The sequence below is a fragment of the Bacillus sp. 166amftsu genome, assembly GCF_900107445.1.
In the GTDB taxonomy this organism is placed as follows: Bacteria; Bacillota; Bacilli; order Bacillales; family Bacillaceae_G; genus Bacillus_A; species Bacillus_A arachidis.
Window position 1 is genome coordinate 164,352 of sequence record NZ_FNQA01000006.1, and the last position, 18,757, is coordinate 183,108.

16 protein-coding genes and 3 pseudogenes are annotated in these 18,757 nt (G+C 35.3%); 14 read left to right on the forward strand and 5 right to left on the reverse strand.

What is annotated here, in order from left to right:
- Nucleotides 1–20 precede the first annotated feature (20 nt).
- Both BLV40_RS16760 and BLV40_RS16765 read right to left on the reverse strand, forming a co-directional pair.
- Nucleotides 21–803, reverse strand: a complete 783-nt coding sequence (locus BLV40_RS16760) for an IclR family transcriptional regulator (protein WP_170833671.1) — start codon at nt 801–803, stop codon at nt 21–23.
- On the reverse strand, nt 784–1,572 hold the full coding sequence (locus BLV40_RS16765) for an IclR family transcriptional regulator (protein ID WP_090691979.1): 789 nt from the start codon (nt 1,570–1,572) through the stop codon (nt 784–786). The genes BLV40_RS16760 and BLV40_RS16765 overlap by 20 nt, the downstream gene beginning before the upstream one ends.
- Before the next feature lie 235 nt (nt 1,573–1,807).
- Here BLV40_RS16765 and BLV40_RS16770 point away from each other — a divergent pair, with 235 nt between their 5' ends.
- The 8 genes from BLV40_RS16770 to BLV40_RS16805 all read left to right on the forward strand — a co-directional run bounded on the left by BLV40_RS16770 (nt 1,808) and on the right by BLV40_RS16805 (nt 10,047).
- The gene (locus tag BLV40_RS16770; RefSeq protein WP_090691982.1) at nt 1,808–3,073 is read left to right on the forward strand and encodes a phenylacetate--CoA ligase family protein; all 1,266 of its coding nucleotides are present in this window, start codon (nt 1,808–1,810) and stop codon (nt 3,071–3,073) included.
- A gap of 182 nt (nt 3,074–3,255) precedes the next feature.
- Nucleotides 3,256–4,212: a fumarylacetoacetate hydrolase family protein gene (locus BLV40_RS16775; protein ID WP_090691986.1), complete on the forward strand. Its 957-nt coding sequence runs from the start codon at nt 3,256–3,258 to the stop codon at nt 4,210–4,212.
- A 2-nt stretch (nt 4,213–4,214) separates the two neighbouring features.
- Entirely contained in the window at nt 4,215–4,712 is a 498-nt protein-coding gene (locus tag BLV40_RS16780) for a DinB family protein (RefSeq protein WP_090691991.1), read from the forward strand.
- 19 nt (nt 4,713–4,731) lie between these two features.
- Nucleotides 4,732–5,847: a cupin domain-containing protein gene (locus BLV40_RS16785; RefSeq protein WP_090691995.1), complete on the forward strand. Its 1,116-nt coding sequence runs from the start codon at nt 4,732–4,734 to the stop codon at nt 5,845–5,847.
- 50 nt (nt 5,848–5,897) lie between these two features.
- Nucleotides 5,898–6,293, forward strand: coding sequence for an acyl-CoA thioesterase (locus tag BLV40_RS16790; RefSeq protein ID WP_090691999.1), 396 nt, complete (start codon nt 5,898–5,900; stop codon nt 6,291–6,293).
- A 6-nt stretch (nt 6,294–6,299) separates the two neighbouring features.
- A complete protein-coding gene (locus BLV40_RS16795; protein WP_090692003.1) occupies nt 6,300–7,511 on the forward strand; it encodes an FAD-dependent monooxygenase in 1,212 nt (403 codons plus the stop codon).
- Nucleotides 7,512–7,947: 436 nt separating this feature from the next.
- On the forward strand, nt 7,948–9,129 hold the full coding sequence (locus BLV40_RS16800) for a XylR N-terminal domain-containing protein (RefSeq protein WP_090692007.1): 1,182 nt from the start codon (nt 7,948–7,950) through the stop codon (nt 9,127–9,129).
- Between the two features lie 87 nt (nt 9,130–9,216).
- Entirely contained in the window at nt 9,217–10,047 is an 831-nt protein-coding gene (locus BLV40_RS16805; protein ID WP_090692011.1) for a phenylacetate--CoA ligase family protein, read from the forward strand.
- Between the two features lie 407 nt (nt 10,048–10,454).
- Here the strand turns inward: BLV40_RS16805 and BLV40_RS16815 are convergent, their stop codons facing one another.
- Complete coding sequence (locus tag BLV40_RS16815; RefSeq protein WP_090692016.1) at nt 10,455–11,687, reverse strand: cytochrome P450; 1,233 nt, start codon at nt 11,685–11,687, stop codon at nt 10,455–10,457.
- 222 nt (nt 11,688–11,909) lie between these two features.
- Between BLV40_RS16815 and BLV40_RS16820 the strand changes: the two are divergent.
- The 3 genes and pseudogenes from BLV40_RS16820 to BLV40_RS16830 all read left to right on the forward strand — a co-directional run bounded on the left by BLV40_RS16820 (nt 11,910) and on the right by BLV40_RS16830 (nt 14,143).
- A pseudogene (locus BLV40_RS16820) lies at nt 11,910–12,484 on the forward strand (TetR/AcrR family transcriptional regulator).
- Between the two features lie 111 nt (nt 12,485–12,595).
- A complete protein-coding gene (locus BLV40_RS16825; protein WP_090692020.1) occupies nt 12,596–13,135 on the forward strand; it encodes an STM3941 family protein in 540 nt (179 codons plus the stop codon).
- A 540-nt stretch (nt 13,136–13,675) separates the two neighbouring features.
- On the forward strand, nt 13,676–14,143 hold the full coding sequence (locus BLV40_RS16830; protein ID WP_090692022.1) for a DUF6985 domain-containing protein: 468 nt from the start codon (nt 13,676–13,678) through the stop codon (nt 14,141–14,143).
- A gap of 296 nt (nt 14,144–14,439) precedes the next feature.
- On the opposite strand, the pseudogene BLV40_RS16835 reads toward BLV40_RS16830, so the two are convergent.
- A pseudogene (locus BLV40_RS16835) lies at nt 14,440–14,763 on the reverse strand (ATP-binding protein); the annotation flags it as partial.
- 45 nt (nt 14,764–14,808) lie between these two features.
- Between BLV40_RS16835 and BLV40_RS16840 the strand changes: the two are divergent.
- Nucleotides 14,809–15,043: pseudogene (locus tag BLV40_RS16840) on the forward strand (IS1595 family transposase); the annotation flags it as partial.
- 128 nt (nt 15,044–15,171) lie between these two features.
- Here BLV40_RS16840 and BLV40_RS16845 read toward each other — a convergent pair.
- Complete coding sequence (locus tag BLV40_RS16845; protein ID WP_090692026.1) at nt 15,172–15,624, reverse strand: hypothetical protein; 453 nt, start codon at nt 15,622–15,624, stop codon at nt 15,172–15,174.
- A gap of 422 nt (nt 15,625–16,046) precedes the next feature.
- Here BLV40_RS16845 and BLV40_RS16850 point away from each other — a divergent pair, with 422 nt between their 5' ends.
- Both BLV40_RS16850 and BLV40_RS16855 read left to right on the forward strand, forming a co-directional pair.
- Nucleotides 16,047–16,865: an alpha/beta fold hydrolase gene (locus BLV40_RS16850; protein ID WP_090692030.1), complete on the forward strand. Its 819-nt coding sequence runs from the start codon at nt 16,047–16,049 to the stop codon at nt 16,863–16,865.
- 379 nt (nt 16,866–17,244) lie between these two features.
- A protein-coding gene (locus BLV40_RS16855) for an IS3 family transposase (protein ID WP_090692033.1) occupies nt 17,245–18,386 on the forward strand; the annotation gives its coding sequence in 2 pieces (ribosomal slippage) (nt 17,245–17,476 and nt 17,476–18,386; 1,143 coding nt in all).
- Nucleotides 18,387–18,757 lie beyond the last annotated feature (371 nt).

Consider the following 18,757-nt stretch of genomic DNA (forward strand, 5'->3'; position numbering starts at 1 on the left):
AACAAACGGGGAGAGGGGTACTATAATTGGTCATAGTATCCCAACTGCTCTGAGATTTTTTTAGCACTCCTTTGTAACTCTTTAATTATTTCGTCGTATTCATTTGTCATAACATTTTTTGATTCTCCAATAAGGGCGAGAGAAGAAACGACCTCACCTGTATAATCTCGAATTGGCACCGCTAAACTGATAAACCCGATTGCATACATATCCTTTGTGACAGCGTATTGATTGGAGCGGATTTTTAAAATTTTTTGTTTCAAAAGCACCGGGTCAGTATCTGTGTATTTTGTGTACTTTTTTAAATCCTGTGTGAGGACATTGTTTATAATGTCTTTACTTTTGAACGCTAAAATTACGAGTCCTTCTGCTGTACAGTGTATGTCGTTGTGCCGCCCGCTTTTCGTAATTAATTTCACGGGTTGATTGCCCATTTCACGTATTAAGTAGACAACACGATTGTGTTCCACTACGCAAATATGTGCTAGTAACTGAAAACGATTTGCAAGTTTGGTAAGTATTGGTATCGCATCTGTGTACATTTCTTTGTTCAATTGGACAATACCGCCTAATGCTAAATTTGATAGGCCAAGGCGATAATAACCATTTGATTTATTTTGGACTAAAAATCCTTCTTGTACTAGTTCTTTCACATAACGATGCACTGTGCTTTTAGATAAATCAAGCTTTTTCGCCATTTCTGTTATTCCTAATTCATTTTGCTTCGGTGTAAAAAGTCTTAAAATGCGCATGGCATTTTTTACAGAGGCAACTAAATATTTTTCATTGAATAAATGTTTCAATGTCAACATCCTTTATGTGGGCTTGAACGTATTTTGTAATATTTTCACTTGTGAAGAGTACGTTTTCGACGATCTTTTGTAAGTTTGGTAGGATTCGTTTCTTTGGACCAGCAACACTAATTGCAGCGAATGCTTGATTCTTTTTATTGTAAATGGGAGCTCCGACTGACACGATATTTTCAATGAATTCACCTTTACTAATAGAATAGCCTTGCTTTCGAATAGTCGCTAATTTTTCTTTTAACATAGGTAAACTTACAATTGAATATTGGGTCGTTTGTTCTAAACCATGTTCGAATAGTTTTTCAATCGTTAGAGGATTAATAAATGCTAAAATGGCTTGACCAGACGCCGTACAGTGTGCAGGGTTACGGCGTCCAATATGTGACAGTAATTGAACGCGGTGCTGGCTATCTTCTTTTTTTAAATATATGACATTAGTGTTTTCTAAAATAGCAATGTGTGAGGATTCACCTGTTTGTATAGTTAATTGTTTTAAAAAATGTGTAGTTTCCTTTAAGTTGGCTATTTGATCGATAACAGTATTCGATAGTGCGAGTATGGAAGATCCTAAACGATACGAATTAAACTTTATATTTCGATAAACAAATCCTTCGCTTTCTAATGTTTGAAGAAGTCTACAAGCTGTGCTTTTGGAAACACCAATATGATCTGCAATTTCGTATAATTTGAATTCTGGATGGTCAATAGAAAAGTTCTTTAAAATGCGAAGTGCATTTGTTAATGAGCTGTTTGTCGTGCGAGACATAAATAAATATTCCCCCTATAAATAAACCATAACTCCAAAGAACAAAAGTTTTCTTTTATATATGAATACTACTTCAACCATAAGTAAACCTTCACAATTTATAAAAAAATTTGTTCTCCTTGTTCCACATAGCGGTATAAAAGCATTTTCATAGTGTTAATCTTGTTTTATTATTTTTACAAGGTTTATTGAATTTTTGTAAATTTCAATAAAATAAAAGTGAGGTGGATGTTTGGTGGATCATCAAGTCTACGAGACAAAAGTTGATCTTAAATCTTACCAAATGCAAAAGTTAAATGAGCTATTAGTTTTTGTTAAAGGCTTTAATGAGTTTTATAAGGAAAAACTTAAAGGTATAAACTTACCTATTACTTCACTGAAAGATTTAAGTCATCTACCATTTACAACGAAAAGCGAATTAGCTGAAGATCAAACCATAAATCCTCCATACGGTCGAAATCATTCATATCCAGAAGATAGCTATATTCGCTATCACCAGACATCAGGAACGACAGGACGACCTTTAAAGGTACTCGACACGACGGAAAGTTGGAATTGGTGGTCAGATTGTTGGTTGGTAGTTTTAAAATCTGCAGGTGTAACGAATAATGATCGTGCATATTTAGCATTTTCATTTGGACCTTTTATCGGGTTTTGGGCAGCACATGAAGCTGTTCAAAAACTTGGCAGCATGGCCATTCCAGGTGGGAGCATGTCTTCGGAGGAACGTTTAAACAGTATACTTCAAAACAAAGCAACAGTTCTTTTTTGCACACCAAGCTATGCACTTCATTTAGCAGAGGTGGCCGAAAAGTTGGGGCTAAATATTAAAGACTCAACTATTGAAAAAATCGTTACAGCTGGAGAACCAGGAGGATCGGTTCCTTCTACACGTTCTCAAATTGAACGATTATGGGGAGCTAAGCTATTTGATCATGTTGGAATGACTGAAATGGGTGCATACGGCTATTCTTGCAAAAAACAAAGTGGATTACATGTGAATGAAACACAATTCATTGCTGAGGTTATAAATCCAGATACCTTAGACCATGTGGCACCTGGTGAACGTGGAGAGCTCGTATTAACAAATCTTGGACGTTTCGGTTATCCGATGATTCGCTATCGTACTGGGGATGCTGTTGTATATAAACCGGATGCTTGTACATGTGGAAATCCATTTTTATTTTTACCAGGCGGTTTGTTAGGGCGTACAGATGATATGGTTGTCATACGTGGAGTTAATATTTACCCTTCATCTCTTGAAGCAATTGTTCGTGAATTCGACTCCATTAAGGAATTCCGAATTATTTATTATACAGAACAGGAAATGAATCAAGTAAAAATTCAAATTGAAGGCCCTGAAAAAGTTGTTCCGGCTTTAGCGCAATCGTTAAGAAAACGTGTGGGTCTCAGAATTGATGTTGAGCGAATGGAAGACAATTCCTTAACACGTTTCACGATGAAGGCTCGTCGTGTTATCGACAATCGTACTGCAAAATAGGGAGTGCATACCAAAGTACATTAAGGAGACATTTTCCACTGAAGGAATTGTATTATATTCAAGTTTATATTTAGAAAAATAAATCCATTTTAGTAGAGTAAAAGATTCTTTCATTAAATTATAGCTTAGGATAATTGAAACTTTTATAACACTAAAAAATAAATTTACCTGGAGGAACACTCATGAAATTAATTACATTTAGCCGTGAAGGAATTTCACATCGTACCGGGGCTATTCTTAATGATCAAGTTATTGATCTTCATATTGCATATAAGTCTTTACTAACATCAGAAGGAAAAATTCGTGCTCAACAAATTACAGATGCATATGTTCCAGCAGATATGACAGGGTTTTTACAAGGTGGAAATGAAAGCGCTAAACTTGCTAAAAAAGCAATTGAATTTGCTTTAGAAAATAAAACAGTAAATGGTTATAGACTTATATACGATTTAAGTGAAGTAAAAGTTGAAGCTCCGGTTCCAGCACCAGGAAAAATGATTTGTGTCGGTCATAACTATCGTGAACATATTTTGGAAATGAAGCGTGAACTTCCGCCATATCCGGTTGTATTCGCTAAGTTTGCGAATACTGTCGTTGGACCACAGGATGATATTCCATTCTTTCCAATTTCAGAACAGCTTGATTATGAAGCAGAGTTTGCTTTTGTAATTGGGAAACGTGCAAGAAATGTGTCACAAGCCGAAGCGCTTGATTATGTGGCCGGTTATACCATCGTGAATGACGTGACATACCGCGACTTGCAGCGCCGCACACTTCAATGGCTTCAAGGGAAAACGGTTGAAGGCAGTGCACCGATGGGGCCATGGCTGATTACTTCAGATGAACTTACAAATCCATCTGGTTTAGAAGTAGTACTAACCGTTAATGGTGAAGAACGCCAACGGTCCAATACAGCTAATCTAGTATTCTCTGTTCAGTATTTAATTGAATTTTTATCCAACTTGATGACGCTTGAGCCGGGAGATGTAATTTTAACAGGAACACCAGGAGGAGTCGGTGTTGCCCGTAATCCGCAGGTTTTCTTAAAGGATGGAGATATCGTAAGAATTGAAATTGATCAAATTGGCGTATTGGAAAATAAGGTTACAACTGTTAAAGAACCAGCAGAGGTGAAATAATCATGACGAGTTTAACGATAAATGACTCTATTGAAACTGTTAAGCAGTCATTGGATCAAATTCTTCTGAAAGCGAAAAGACTTTCAGAAGAAGTCATTCGTTGGAATCCTACAGAAGAAGAATGGTCCATTATGCAAATTCTTTGCCATCTTGTGGAAGCTGTCCCTTATTGGCTGGATGAAATTGAACTTCTTTTAGAGACTCCTGGTAAGGAATGGGGACGCGGTCTACAGCAAGAAGATCGTTTGGAGGCAGTAAATAAAGATAAGGTTGATAGCACTTCAGTATCGGATGTTTTGAAACAACTTGAGGAACTTAAGTATCGTGTTGAGCAGACGTTAGGAAAATTAGATGAGGAGAAATTATCGCTTGAAGCACCAAGCCGAAATCCTCGCTTTGGAACAAAACCGATTTCCTTTATCGTCGATCATTTACTCGTAGAACACACAAGTAAGCATTTTGGCCAAATTGAGCGTAATTTATCCAAAGTCAATCAGTAATATTCGGGGGGGATATAGAATGGCAGAGCAAAATGAGTTTTTCAAAAGTAAAATTGTCCAAGACTTTACAAAAGATATTCGGCAATACAATCTCGGACCGCTTTGGGAGACGATTCCGGCCTTAATGCATCACCAGCCTGAGCCGCATGCACAAGCATACCTTTGGAAATGGGAGCTGCTTGAGAAGAAATTAATGGAAGCGGCGCAAATCTTTACGCCAGATCGCGGCGGTGAACGAAGAGCTATTTATTTGCAAAATCCAGGTTTGGACTATCGTCAGCCATGGGGATGGGCTTCGACATCACAAACCCTTTATGCTGCAGTACAACTTCTCCAGCCGGGCGAAGTAGCTCCGTCGCATCGTCATACGCAAAATGCATTACGTTTTATTACAAAAGGTGAAGGCGCTTACTCTATTGTAGAAGGCGAACGAATTTTTATGGAAGAAGGGGATTTTGTCATCACTCCCAAGAATCTATGGCATGGACATGGCCATGAGGGCACAGAGCCTATGATTTGGATGGATGTTCTTGATATCCCAACAATCTATATGATGGGCGGAACTTTCTTTGAGCCATATCCTGAAAGAATTGAACAGCCGAAAGTTCCTGATAATTATACAACACAGCGCTATGAGGGTGGTATGGTTCGACCGATTTCTGACCGCAATTCTAAGGTAGCACCACTGGGCAATTATAAATGGAATAAAACATTACAAGCAATTGAAGGATTATCTCGCTTTGAGCCAGATCCATATGATGGATATGCGGTGGAATATATTAATCCATCAAACGGTGAAACAGCCAATCCAAACATTGGAGCTTGGATGCAAAAGCTTCCAAAAGGGTTCCACTCAAAGGCTCACCGTCATACACATTCAGCGATTTATCAAGTATTTAAAGGTTCTGGTTACAGCATTATTAATGGTGTTCGATTTGATTGGGCAAAAGGGGACTATTTTATCATTCCGAACTGGGCTGTACACGAGCATGTGGCATTAGAGGATACTTTCTTCTTCTCTGTAAATGATTTACCAATCATGGAAAAATTCGATCTTGAACAAGAAAAACCATTTGAGAGTAACAATGGCTATCAAGAAGTAACGGGAGAATTTGAACCTGTTATTTTAGTGTAAAAGTTTTAAAATCAACTGCTGGGGTTACTGGAAAAGAAGGAGATAAATAAATGGATTACAAAGTAAAAGTGCATTGGGGAGACACAGACGCTGCGGGAATAGTATTTTATCCGAATTATTATAAATGGATGGATGAAGCAACACATGAAATTTTCTCCTTAATAGGACATCCGACGGATACTTTATTTAAAGAGAATATTGTTTTACCTTTGATTGAAACACATTGTAATTTTAAACAACCAGTTCTATACAATACAGAACTGATAGTACGTTCGAAAATTGAATTTCTAAAAGAAAAAGTATTTAAATTATCACATCATTTTTATTGTGAAGGTCAACTTGTAGCGGAAGGCTATGAAGTCCGGGCTTGGGCTTCAACAGTAGAAGAGCGTACGAAGGCAGTCGCCATTCCAGAACATGTGAAAAAGAGACTATTAGAGGAGTAGATTAAAATGGCAAACATACGTGAAGTATTGGTGGTTGGTGCAGGTCCAGTTGGTATGACTGCTGCCCTTGCATTACATAATCAAGGTATTCGGGCAACCATTATTGAAGCCGAACCAGAAGGACGCGAGCGTGCAGGCAGTCGCGCCATTTATCTTCATAGAGAGACTTTAAAACTATTAGAAAGTATATCCTCAGGCTTAGGTTTCGAATTAGCGGATATTGGTATTGTTTGGCCAGTAAAGAAAACATACTATCGGGGAGAATCGGTTTACAAACGTGTGTATGAGCCACCGGCTCCAAACACAATTCCAGCGTTCGCAAGTTTACATCAGCACGAAATTGAAAAAGCGTTGTTTAAAGCCTGTCAAGCTGCCAATATTGAATTTATATGGGGAGAACCAGTGAAAGATGTAGTCACTTCAAATGATGGCGTTACGATTGAAACTGAAAAAGATGTTTGGAAAGCAAAATATGTTCTCGCAGCAGATGGTGCACATTCTACAGTAAGAAAGTCAGTCGGAATCAAATTCGAAGGGCCGCGTACGAGTGATGCGTTTGTGGTAGTTGATGTAAAAGAGGATGAAGAAAATCCACTTCCAATAGAACGTACTTTCCATTATCAACATCCTGATGCTGGGGGACGCAATGTGATGTATGTCCCGTTTGCTGGGGGATGGCGAATCGATTTACAGTTATTTGATGAAGATGATAGGGCATATTACGGTTCAGAAGAGGGTGTACGCGAATGGCTTCCAAAAGTACTGGATCCAAAGTATACAGAACGTATTACATGGATATCAACCTATACCTTCTATCAAGTTGTTGCAGAAACCTACACTGATGAAAATCGTCGCATTATTTTAGCTGGTGAAGCTGCCCATTTATTCGCTCCTTTCGGTGCGCGCGGATTAAATTCAGGGGTACCGGATGCAATAGTTGGTGTGAAAGGTATTGTATCAGCATTAAAGGCTGATACAATTGAGGAAGCTCGTTCGGCCATTAAAGCTGCAGCAAATGAGCGTTTAAACGCTGGTCTATATAATCGTGAGTGTTCAAACTTAGCTCTTGAACATATTCAAGGTACGAATGAAGAGATTAAATTAAAACGGGAAATCAGCGCTTTCTTAGCACCTCATATTCCGAAATTAGGAAAATGGCTTGACGAAGGCCCATTTGGACCACGTTCTGGTCCACCAGCATTATCAACAAAGTACTAATATAAGTGAATGACCCCTCTTTAACACTCTTACGAGTTGTTTGAAGAAGGGGACTTCTGTTGGAAATACTGTTAAATTTGTTGAAGTAAAAAGCGGATGTTTTTGTTAATCAACATATTAGAAAAAAGCATTTCTTATTTTGAGGCCATGGCTGTCTTGGATAAGATATTGATGAAAAATCCATTTCAGGGAAATATAGGCGTTATTTAAGGGTGAAATCGTAATGGTTTCATCCATTTTTATTTGAATTAATAGATTGGATAGATTTGATACGATTAACTAAATGTTATAATTGTATTGAAGAAAATTCGGAATAATCTGTAAAATGGTAATAAAAGCAAGCTAGAATCTAACGTAAATATATCCAATCATAATTGAGGTGGAACTATGCAAGCAAAGGATTTATCGGTAGCAGATTCATTGCTTTTCCAAAAGGATGAAGGAAAGGTATTTTTTCAAAGATCGTAGAACTATTTTTACGGGAGCAGATTCATATGGAACCTTACGAAAAGACCTTATTTCTGTTTTGGGTCATGAACGGGCAAAGGGTTTTTTGCTTCGATATGGGTGGAATTGTGGCGTAAATGATGCAAAATATATAAGAGAAATGCTTCCATGGGAAGAGGAACTGGAATGGCTCCTTGCTGCCTCAAAGATTCACTCCATTGAGGGAACTGTTCTAGTTGATTCAATAGAACTTCGAGCTAACAAAGAGAAGGGTGAATTCTATTCAGAAGGATATTGGTATCATTCCTATGAAGCAGAACAGCATATTAAACATTTTGGTCACCACCATGAGCCCGTATGCTCCACGCTAATAGGATATGCTGGGGGCTATGGAAGTTACTATTTAGGACGGAGGGTTGTTTTTAAAGACGTTGAGTGTGTTGGTAAAGGGGACCCTTATTGTAGATATATTGAAAAACCAATTGAAGACTGGGGTACTGAAATAAATGATATTCTGCCTCTTTATGAGGAAGAGAATCTATCAATAGAATTAGATAGGGCTTATCGGAGTATTGAAAAACAAAAAGAGGATTTAAAGAAGGCTCTAAACATTAATGAGAAGCTGTCGAATGTCCTGATACAAGGAGGAGGGTTAGCAGAAATTGTGAGAAAGTTAGGTGAAAGCCTAAAAACACCTGTTGCCTTTGACGATCAAAATTTTAATAGAATCGAATCGTTTGGTGATTATCGAGAACATGAACTGATGAGGTACATCCAAATATCGAATGGAAAAAGAGATCCCTTGATTCAAAAGTTAATGACGGAAAAGAGAACGGTCGAGCTTACTATTTCAGAAGATTTTGGATGGCGCCATAAACGGCTGATTGCTCTAATTTTATTGAAGAATGAAATTTGTGTCTATCTATCTTTAGTGAAGGAACAAGGTCATTTTGATGAGATGGAAATAATTACATTGGAACGTACCGCCAACATTTGTGCGATACAAATTCTTCATGAGCGTTCAGTTATTGAAGTTGAGCAACGCGTCAAAGGTGAGTTTATCAACGAATTGCTTTTAGAAAACTCAAATAAAAAAAGTCTTTTATATCAGTTGAAATTAATTTGCACATTTGATTCAGACAAATATGTGCAAATGTGTTTATGTTTTTAATACTCAGAATATATAGTCGATTTATGAAGATATAGCTATAGTGGATAATAGGAAAACCATTCACAAATACGTAAGGGGGTAAGGTTTTTGATTACTCAAAACGAACAAGTCAAATTTCAAGAGCCAAAGGAATCATTGGAAGAAATTCAGTCTCAAAAGTTTTTAAAGCAAATGAATTACATTTTTGGACAATCGGAGTTCTACAAGCAGAAGTATAAAAAATTAGGAATCAAAAGAGAAGATATAAAGAGTATTCGTGATTTAGAAAAACTTCCTTTTACATATAAGGATGAGATCAGGGCTAGTCAAGCAGCAAGGCCGCCGTTAGGTTCTCATGCCATAGCTGAAATGAAAGATATTATTCGTGTCCATTCCTCCTCCGGAACAACAGGACGGCCTACATATGTCGGAATTACCAAACATGATTACGATGTATGGACGGAGATTCTGGCAAGAGTCGCAGCCACACATGGGCTTACGAAAGAGAGTAAAGTGGTTTTCGCAATGGGTCTTTCCTTTTTCGTTGGAAGTTCTTTTAAGGATGGGCTTGAAAGATTAGGTGCCACTTTTATTCCGATTGGCACAGGAGATTCAGACAGGGTCATCAGAAGTATCATCGATTTCAAAGCAGACACATTGTTCTGTACCCCTTCCTATGCAACCTATTTAGCTGAATTTGCCAGAAAACATTACAATATGGAGCCTTCAGAGTTAGGAATTAAACTGATTTCGGTTGGTGGAGAAGCAGGCGGGGGGTTACCTGAGGTTCGTAAAAAAATTGAACAGGACTGGGGATGCAAAGTAGTAGAAGCAATGGGCAATGCGGATATGGCCCCCGTCATGTTCGGAGAATGTCCAGAACAAAATGGGATTCACTTTGTAGGATCTGATTATGTTATTTGTGAAATAAAATACTAAGTTTGATTTACCGCATCTCATACTGTTAATCTATTTAATTAAGATACCCTCACAATGGAAACAACGGCTTATCCAGCAATTTTTTTAGCCGTGTACATTATCAAAATCGTGAAACAAAGAAACTGGAGAATCAAGAGCTAAATCGACTTTGTAAAAATCATACGATACCAAAGGAGTTAATTATCGACTTCAATTCGGGTGTCACTGCAACGTTAATTGCATGGTGGTTACAAAATAGAAAAAGTATTTCAGCAGAGGAAATGGATAGATACTTTCATCAAATGATCAATCAAGATGTTTTTGGATTTGAAATAGAAGGTTAGGGATCATTTTCAAAACGAAGAAAGGGCGTCCCTCCGTCATTTTTGACGACTTTTGGGACACCCAAATTTATCGGATAACTTGGCTTAGCGGTGAACCTTCAGCGGTAAGCTGGATAAGGCCCGGCCAGCAGCTGAGGTCTGTAAACTTGTCTCCAAATTGAAGCCTGGAACCGATTCAATACGAGAAAATGTTTCCATAAAAATTTTGAACGCTTTGTTAGCTTCCAATCTCGCCAGTGGCGCACCGAGACAGAAGTGCGGCCCATTGCCAAACGTTTGATGTCTGTTGTTATTTTTTCGGTGAATATTTACAGTAAATGGATCTTCGAATACATCCTCATCAAAGTTTGCCGCGCTATTCCAAGTGATCACCAAATCACCTTTCTTCAACTCAACGCCTAGAACATTGTTATCTACTTTCACTTCACGGTCCAATGCGATAACGTGGAAACGGTAACGAAGCATCTCCTCAACAAAATTAGGTACGAGGTTTATATTGCTTCTTAATTCTTCGTAAAGTTTAGGAGCATCATATAGCAATGAGTAGAATGAATTAGCCAACAATAGACTTGTTGTTTCAACACCCGCCGCAAGAAGAAACATAGTCACACGAACAACTTCTTCATCCGTAAACTTTTCTCCTTCGCTTTCAACTTGAATTAAATCAGAAAGAATGTCGTCTGAAAGCTGCTTTCTTTTTTCCACAACGATTGGATACAGATAATTAAAGTAATCCATCGCTGCCTTCGCCTTTTGTTGAGCCACTTCCTCGGCATTTTCACTATTGAACGGCATGAACAAGATATCGACCCATTTCTTAAACAGTAGTTTGTCTTTATGCGGAACCCCAAGCAAATCGGCCATTACTATGATCGGAAGGGGGGTTGTAAAATCTTTGACAATGTCGATCTCCGACTTATCCCCCATTTCGGCAATCAAATCGTTAATAATCTGTTCAATACGCGGCTCCCAAACTTTGAGACTTCTAGGGGTGAAAGCAGCTGAAAGTAGAGAACGTGACTTGCGATGTTCTGGTGGATCCGTTTCATTAATCTTTAAGCGATCTGGGACGCTGCCTTCCTCTGTGTCTGCCCCAATCTGGGAAATGGAACGGTGGCGTTTACTTGAAAATAGTTCATAGTCTGTAAGAACTCGCTTAACGTCTTCATATTTGAAAACATTCCAAGTGTCCGTATCTGCATGATAGTAAATCGGATGCTCCGTCAGCATTTTTTTATACCAAGAAAATGGAGCAAATTCTTCGGATTTAGTTTTGAAACCCTTAATTTCAGAAGTTGAAAGAACTGTATTTTCCATACAAACCCTCCATGTCTAATTAGAGTACAATAGAACAAAATTTGACTACCTAATCCGTCTAGCCCAGAAATATACTCTCCTTAGATCACCTCCTGCATTGATTATTTTTAATACGTTTCTATACTAAGGAGTATGTGTAATATAATATACATATGTAGATTAAAAAGGGAGGGTCAAATTTCGAAAGTTGTATAATTAATCTACAGAAAAGGAGAAGTGTAGATGAAAAGTAATGAGGAACAGCTGGATTTACGTATTAGACGTACACATAAATTTTTATGGGAGTCTTTATTTGAATTAATGACACAATCAAAACAGAAATATAGTTCTATTACCATTAACCAAATCTGCGATCGTGCGATGGTGCATCGAACAACATTTTATAAACATTTTGAAGATAAAAACGCGTTATTGGTTTTTGGATTTAAGCAATATCTAGAGGGGAATTTTACCACAACACTTTTAGATCGATTAACTAAACCATTTCAAGTGATGGAACAATTTTTACATCATAAAGAAATTGGTAAAATATTAGAGTCACAAATGGATGATGAACAATTTATTAGCTTTATGCATTATCAAACTCGTGAAATGAAAAAGCAGGAGAATCAAGAATTAAATCGACTTTGTAAAAATCATACAGTACCAATTGAGTTAATTATCGAATTCCATTCTGGTGTAATTACAACATTAAGTGCATGGTGGTACAAAATAGAAAAAGTGTTTCAGCAGAAGAAATGGATAGATACTTCCGTCAAATGATCAATCAAGATATTTTTCAATTTGAAAGGGAATGAATAAAGGCGTTTTTGGTGTAAGAAATTTATCGTTATATTGGATTTAGAAAAATTGTAGCGAACAAACAAGCTGAAAAATCAAAGTGGATTTATATTAATGGGGAGAATCGAATGGGGAAATATTATATTTATGAATCAAAGGTAAAAGTAATCGGATTATTGTTTTTGATTTTGGCAATTGAAGCGATGTTTCTTTTTATTGCTACGTATGCATTTTTATCTGAGGAGCCTAACTTTGTAATTGGGTTTTTATTTGGAGTTTTTGCGTTAGTTGTCCTAATTGCTCTTTGGAAAGTTATTCAAAAAATTATTGCAAAAAATCCAGCCGTCATTTTAGAGCCGGAATATATTACAATTATTAACACCCCAAAATATCCTGTGAAAATTGCTTTGGAGGATGTATACGGTTTGTTACCTTATACAATCGGAGGGCAAAGGTATTTAGGAATTGTGATGGAAGATGATGTTGAAGAGCGCTATATCACCTCTATACCATCAAAAGGACAACGGCTGTATCAAGTTAATAAACGTTCTGGATTTACACCATTTTATATTCATTTGAATTTATTGAAAATCAATACAGATTCATTACTTGAAAAGTTAGGAGAGTATGATATAAGCTTTTTAATTTCTGAAGATGAAGCGAAATAATATAACAGATGAATTGATTTAGGTATTATGAAAAAACATCTCGATAAAAAGAGATGTTTTTTTATTTTGTCCTGACGCTCGCAATTCTTCCGTTTTCGCCTTTTTCACTTCTACGGATTTCTTAAATCGTATGGCACTTGTGAATTTGAAATAAAGTCACAATGTTTGTAAGAAAGATGCAAAGTTTTAAATAAATTCGTGAAGTTTCTAATAATAGATGCGATTTTTTGTCTCTTCAATCAAAGAATTCCAATTCTCTATCATCAGTTTACTGTTGGTTACCTTAATTCATGGTCTTGTAAATTTGAAATAAAGTTACTACGTTTAAAAAAAAGATGCGATGCTTTGAACAAAGTCACGATGTGTCTAAAAAAGATACGATGTTATTGTTAAATGACAATACAGTCTTAAAAAAAATAATAAAGTTGTTTATTTCTTATTGGACTAAAGGAGTAGTTATAGTTAATAACCTTAAAAAATAGGGACTACTTATGTGGTAAAATAATATAAAAATTCAATTTAAAGGAGGTATTAAAGGAAGTGGCTATTAAAAACCTTAAAACTAATGAATATTCCGAATTAGAAGGAGAGGCCTATTTCAAATTATTCGATCAAAATATTCTGGTATACATAGACCAAAATGCAGATATTGAATACGCAGAACTATGTATAACATACTTAAATGCTTTAAGTGAGGAACTGATAAATAAACTTTGTAAAGCATCTATTAGATACTGTAATGAATTTCTTGATGATATAGGTGAAGATATTATAGAATTTTCTAAACCGACAGATGTTCTACTTTATATTACACCAAATACTATATGTATCCCGAATCCTAAAAATAAATCTGAACCTGTCATTGATTTAGGATTAAATTGCACATGGGAAGAAGAACATGGTATGGAATGGGTCATTCGCAGTGGAAAAGTTATGTATGTCGGAGCATTTAATGGAATACATCCATATGGGGATTGTGATATCGGAAAAGGTTGGAATTATGTTTAATGTATGATTTCATAGAAATGTAATCAAAAAATATACTAATTTTCTTATTAAACTAAAAGATGCTTTTGTTTAATAAATTTAAACATCTTCAATATATTTTAATGTTAGTATATTCATATAGTTAAATGTGTTATTTAAAAACTTTATTATTTCTACACAGTTTTTATTTGTTGTAGATTTGAAATAAAGTCGTACTGTTTATAAAAAAGATGTACCGTTTTGTTTTTTGCAATATCAAAGTGCAGACAAATGAAGAGAAACATACACAGGCTTGCCAACGTTTATATTCAATTTTATTAAATAGTAGAAAGTGCGTTCTTTAAACGATAACTTTCTCCAGTAAAAGCTAATATGTGTGCGTGATGGACAAGTCTGTCTACTAAGGCTGCTGTTAATATATTGTCACCAAATACTTTATTCCACTGCCCGAACTCTAAATTCGAGGTCACAATTACACTTTTTTGTTCATAACAGTCTGCAATTATATGAAACAATAATTCTGAACCATCTTTTTGAAATGGTACATATCCTAATTCATCTAAAATTAATACATCACAGGTTTCAATGCTTCTTTTAATTTTTTGAAGTGTTCCTTTTTTCAAATCCATTCTTTAAATGATAAAAAAGGGGAATCTCTATGAAATTGCTACGTTCATTTACTGAGTGTTAAGAAAGGGATATTCCATATACAACACGTTAATAACTTCCACAATCGCTTAAAAGGTTGGTTGGAGCGTTTTCGAGGTGTGGGAACTCAGTATTTGGACAACTTACCTCTATTGGTTCCGTTGGCTCGAATTAGGCAAGGATTTAGCATTTGATAAACGAGTAGAGAAAATGCTCATTTCAGCGTGTCAAAAATATAATCGTATAACAGTCGGTATGCTTAGAAGTGCATAATGGGTCCCACCACATGCCCATCAAGCTAATATTTTGAAGAACCCCCAAAACAAAATTTTTATCTCTCTAGTGAAAAAACCCGTATCTTTTAATAGAAAATTAAGGATGTTATTAACCACTGTAATAATTTAAAAAAACCTATTATTCTCTCTTTCGTCATGTCCACTTATTTTTCCAGTTTCGAAATTATATTCTAACGTTTTAGTTGCATACTCAAATCTCATTAATATTGAAACTTCAGTATTACCTTTCCATGAAATTTTATAGCGATTTGGATGATTAGACTCTAAATAATTAGATATTCTTACCTTTTCTGTTTTTACCACCTTTCTTTTTTCCGTAAAGTAAATTTTCACTTCTGTATCACCCAAAATATGCCCGTGTGCAATCCCTCTAATGTCTAATTGATTTAATTGGTTTGGTGATGCACCCTTTAAAAGGGGTGTCTCAACTTCTTCAAAAAACACCCAATAAACAGCGTATATAATTGATGCAATAACAATGCCTATACTCAATAAGAATGTTAAGAAGCAACCGATACTATTCTTTTTTCTTTCATCATTAATTATCCATTGACTCATATTAATTTCACCACTTCAATTTAATATAATTAAATAGAAAGCTTAAAAATAGATAATAATAGTTTTTATTAAGTAATTTCGTTTCTATTCGCATTTTTCAGTCTAATATTTTACTTTAATGAAGGCAAGCTTTAATAGTTCATAAATAAAAACAGATCAAAACAATCAAACTTTATTTCAAAGGTACAGTAGAATCATAGGAAAGGATGGCATATTTTTTTCATTTTAAGGGAATTTCATTTTGTTAGCTTGCTAACGATGGGGTGAGCTCCCGTTAACCAGTTTAATTTATTAAAGGGCAATTTTGTGGAATAAGGATTCCGTTCCAAATAACTGGAATCTTCAATTATCTTTTTGTATATTTAAATTTGGAGGCAATAAACGCTCCAATATTTGAAAATTTCAAGAAAGAAGGATTCAATATGCCATATTGCAAGGTTGGGCAAGCCGACATTTACTATGAAGATATAGGGAAAGGAAAACCAATTTTAATGATACATGGCTATACACCTGATCATCGATTAATGAGTGGTTGTATGGAACCTATATTTACTAAGAGAGAGGGATGGCGACGTATTTATATTGATCTACCTGGAATGGGAGTAACAAAAAACTATGACGAAATAAGTTGCTCTGATGAAATGTTGAATGCTGTTTTAGATTTTATTCAAGCAGTTCTCCCTGATCAAGAATACATAATTGCTGGCGAATCTTACGGCGGCTATATAGCTAGAGGACTTATCGAAAAACAAAAAGAGCGAATACTCGGAGCGGCATTTATATGTCCTGTTATTATTCCTCTGAACGAAAATAGAGCAGTTGAGAAACATAGAATCTTGAAAGCAGATGATAAATTTATTGAAAGTTTATCGAAAGAGGAATTAGAACATTTCAAAAGCAATCAAGTTGTACTTGATGAGTATAATTGGTTGCGTTACAAAAATGAAATTGTTGAAGGTTGTAAAATTGCAGATGAAAAGTTTTTAAATAGAGTAAGGAATAAATATGAGTTTTCATTTAAAGTCGATCAGTCTAATTTTGATAAACCAAGTGTATTTCTTTTAGGAAGACAAGACTGTTCTGTTGGATATAAAGATGCACTTAACATTTTACATAAATATCCGAGAGGAACATTTGCCGTATTGGATACAGCTGGTCATAATTTACAAATAGAGCAACCACAACTTTTTAACAATCTAGTAAATGAATGGTTGGATAGAATTGAAGAATTTTACAATTGATATTCTTTTATTTTAAAAGCTTTGTCATTTATTTCTTGATAATAAAGGGAATTATTCAATTAATTCCAATTTCTTATTTAAATTAGGGGTCTCGCCCTATCGCCATCAACTTAAGAAATTAATTGATCCCAAAAAAAGTGAGCCGAATTCTCATAAATAACTGTAAAATGGTAAATTTTTTGTTTTGGGGGTGATATAAAATTCTTAAGTTGATGGATGTGTGGCGGTATCCCATATATAGATACAAGATCTTAAGTTTTATTTGTGGGCAATAATTTATTATTTGCCATCTGAAATTTAAACAACTTGGAGTTAGTATAGTCATATGGACACAACTTAGTTAAGTCCTTACAATGGATTTCAAGGAGGAAGTGTCCGTATGACAAACAAGAAATTTAATGAAGAGTTTAAAAAAATGGTGGTTGAACTATATCGTTCGGGACAACCTGTAAAAGCATTAAGTAGCGAGTATGGCGTATCAGAAGTAACCATTTATAAATGGATTAAAACATATTCTCCTATCACATCAGTTGAGGAAGACGAAATGACGTTAGAAGATCTAAAACGAATGAAAAAAGAAATGCTTCGTCTAAAAGAAGAGAATGAAATTTTAAAAAAGGCTATGGCCATATTCGCGAGAAAATAAACGATACAGAACTACACCAATTTATCGATTGTCAAAAAGAAACGTATTCTATTCATATGATGTGCCAAACTCTTGGAATTGCAAGAAGTTCTTACTATCAGTCCCAGCATAAAACAGAGTCAAAGCGTAGTCGTGAAAATGAAGAATTAACAAAAAAAATTATACAAATTCATCAAGACAGTGGAGAGCGTTACGGTGCGCCAAAGATTCATCAAATATTATTGGAACAAGGATTACAACTAAGTATAAAACGTGTACAACGGCTCATGAAAAAAGAAGAGATTCGTTCCGTTATCTTAAAGAAATACAAACCCCATTCATCAAAATCAACTATAGAGGAACGGATAAATCTATTAGAACAGGACTTCTCTACAACGACAATCAATGAAAAGTGGGTAGCGGATATTACCTATATTCACACGCAAAAAGATGGTTGGTGTTACCTTGCATCTGTCATGGATTTGTACTCAAAAAAAATAGTTGGATATTCATTTTCACGAAATATGACAACGAATCTTGTGGTAAAAGCGTTAGAAAACGCTTACTATTCACAGAAACCACCAGAAGGTCTCATTCTACATACTGACTTAGGCACACAATATACAAGTCAAGAATACCAAACGATACTCGTGAATTATAAAATCACCCCCTCTTTTAGTAAGAAAAGCTGCCCATATGATAATGCTTGTATCGAGTCATTTCATGCCACTTTAAAGAAAGAAGAAGTATATCGTACAAAATATGTCACATTTGAACAAGCAAACTTAGCACTATTTCAATACATTGAGGGATGGTATAACCGTAAGAGGATTCATAGTAGCATTGGTTATAAAACGCCCCAAGCAATAGAAGATCTAGCTAAAAAAGTAGCATAGACTTAACTTTTTTGTGTCCAAAATATTGACTCAAATCCAACTTTATTAACCCTAATAATTGTAGAATGAAAGAATCTGTTAGTTTTTAAAACAATTTTAATAACCATCTATCTGTTATAAGATAGATGGTTACTATATTTCTAAGCAGAGAATTAAACAACTTTTTTAACTTTATACAACACCCAAAAACAAGGGAGAAACCACTAGTCAACATAAGCAATCTTTTCGGCAATGAAAGAGGATCTTTAGTTCATATAATTTGGGAAACGTGATATAAAGTCTTAAAAACATAGGACATAAAAACTTTTAATATTGTAGTCTTTTTTTTATAATTATTATTTCTTATAGTTAACGTTATAAAGTCTAAAAGG

Excerpts from the sequence above, each read along its gene's own strand:
- BLV40_RS16765 (WP_090691979.1), bottom strand. The coding sequence starts at position 1,572 with ATGTCTCGCACGACAAACAGCTCATTAACAAATGCACTTCGCATTTTA.
- BLV40_RS16775 (WP_090691986.1), top strand. The coding sequence starts at position 3,256 with ATGAAATTAATTACATTTAGCCGTGAAGGAATTTCACATCGTACCGGG.
- BLV40_RS16780 (WP_090691991.1), top strand. The coding sequence starts at position 4,215 with ATGACGAGTTTAACGATAAATGACTCTATTGAAACTGTTAAGCAGTCA.
- BLV40_RS16785 (WP_090691995.1), top strand. The coding sequence starts at position 4,732 with ATGGCAGAGCAAAATGAGTTTTTCAAAAGTAAAATTGTCCAAGACTTT.
- BLV40_RS16790 (WP_090691999.1), top strand. The coding sequence starts at position 5,898 with ATGGATTACAAAGTAAAAGTGCATTGGGGAGACACAGACGCTGCGGGA.
- BLV40_RS16795 (WP_090692003.1), top strand. The coding sequence starts at position 6,300 with ATGGCAAACATACGTGAAGTATTGGTGGTTGGTGCAGGTCCAGTTGGT.
- BLV40_RS16800 (WP_090692007.1), top strand. The coding sequence starts at position 7,948 with ATGAAGGAAAGGTATTTTTTCAAAGATCGTAGAACTATTTTTACGGGA.
- BLV40_RS16815 (WP_090692016.1), bottom strand. The coding sequence starts at position 11,687 with ATGGAAAATACAGTTCTTTCAACTTCTGAAATTAAGGGTTTCAAAACT.
- BLV40_RS16825 (WP_090692020.1), top strand. The coding sequence starts at position 12,596 with ATGGGGAAATATTATATTTATGAATCAAAGGTAAAAGTAATCGGATTA.
- BLV40_RS16845 (WP_090692026.1), bottom strand. The coding sequence starts at position 15,624 with ATGAGTCAATGGATAATTAATGATGAAAGAAAAAAGAATAGTATCGGT.
- BLV40_RS16850 (WP_090692030.1), top strand. The coding sequence starts at position 16,047 with ATGCCATATTGCAAGGTTGGGCAAGCCGACATTTACTATGAAGATATA.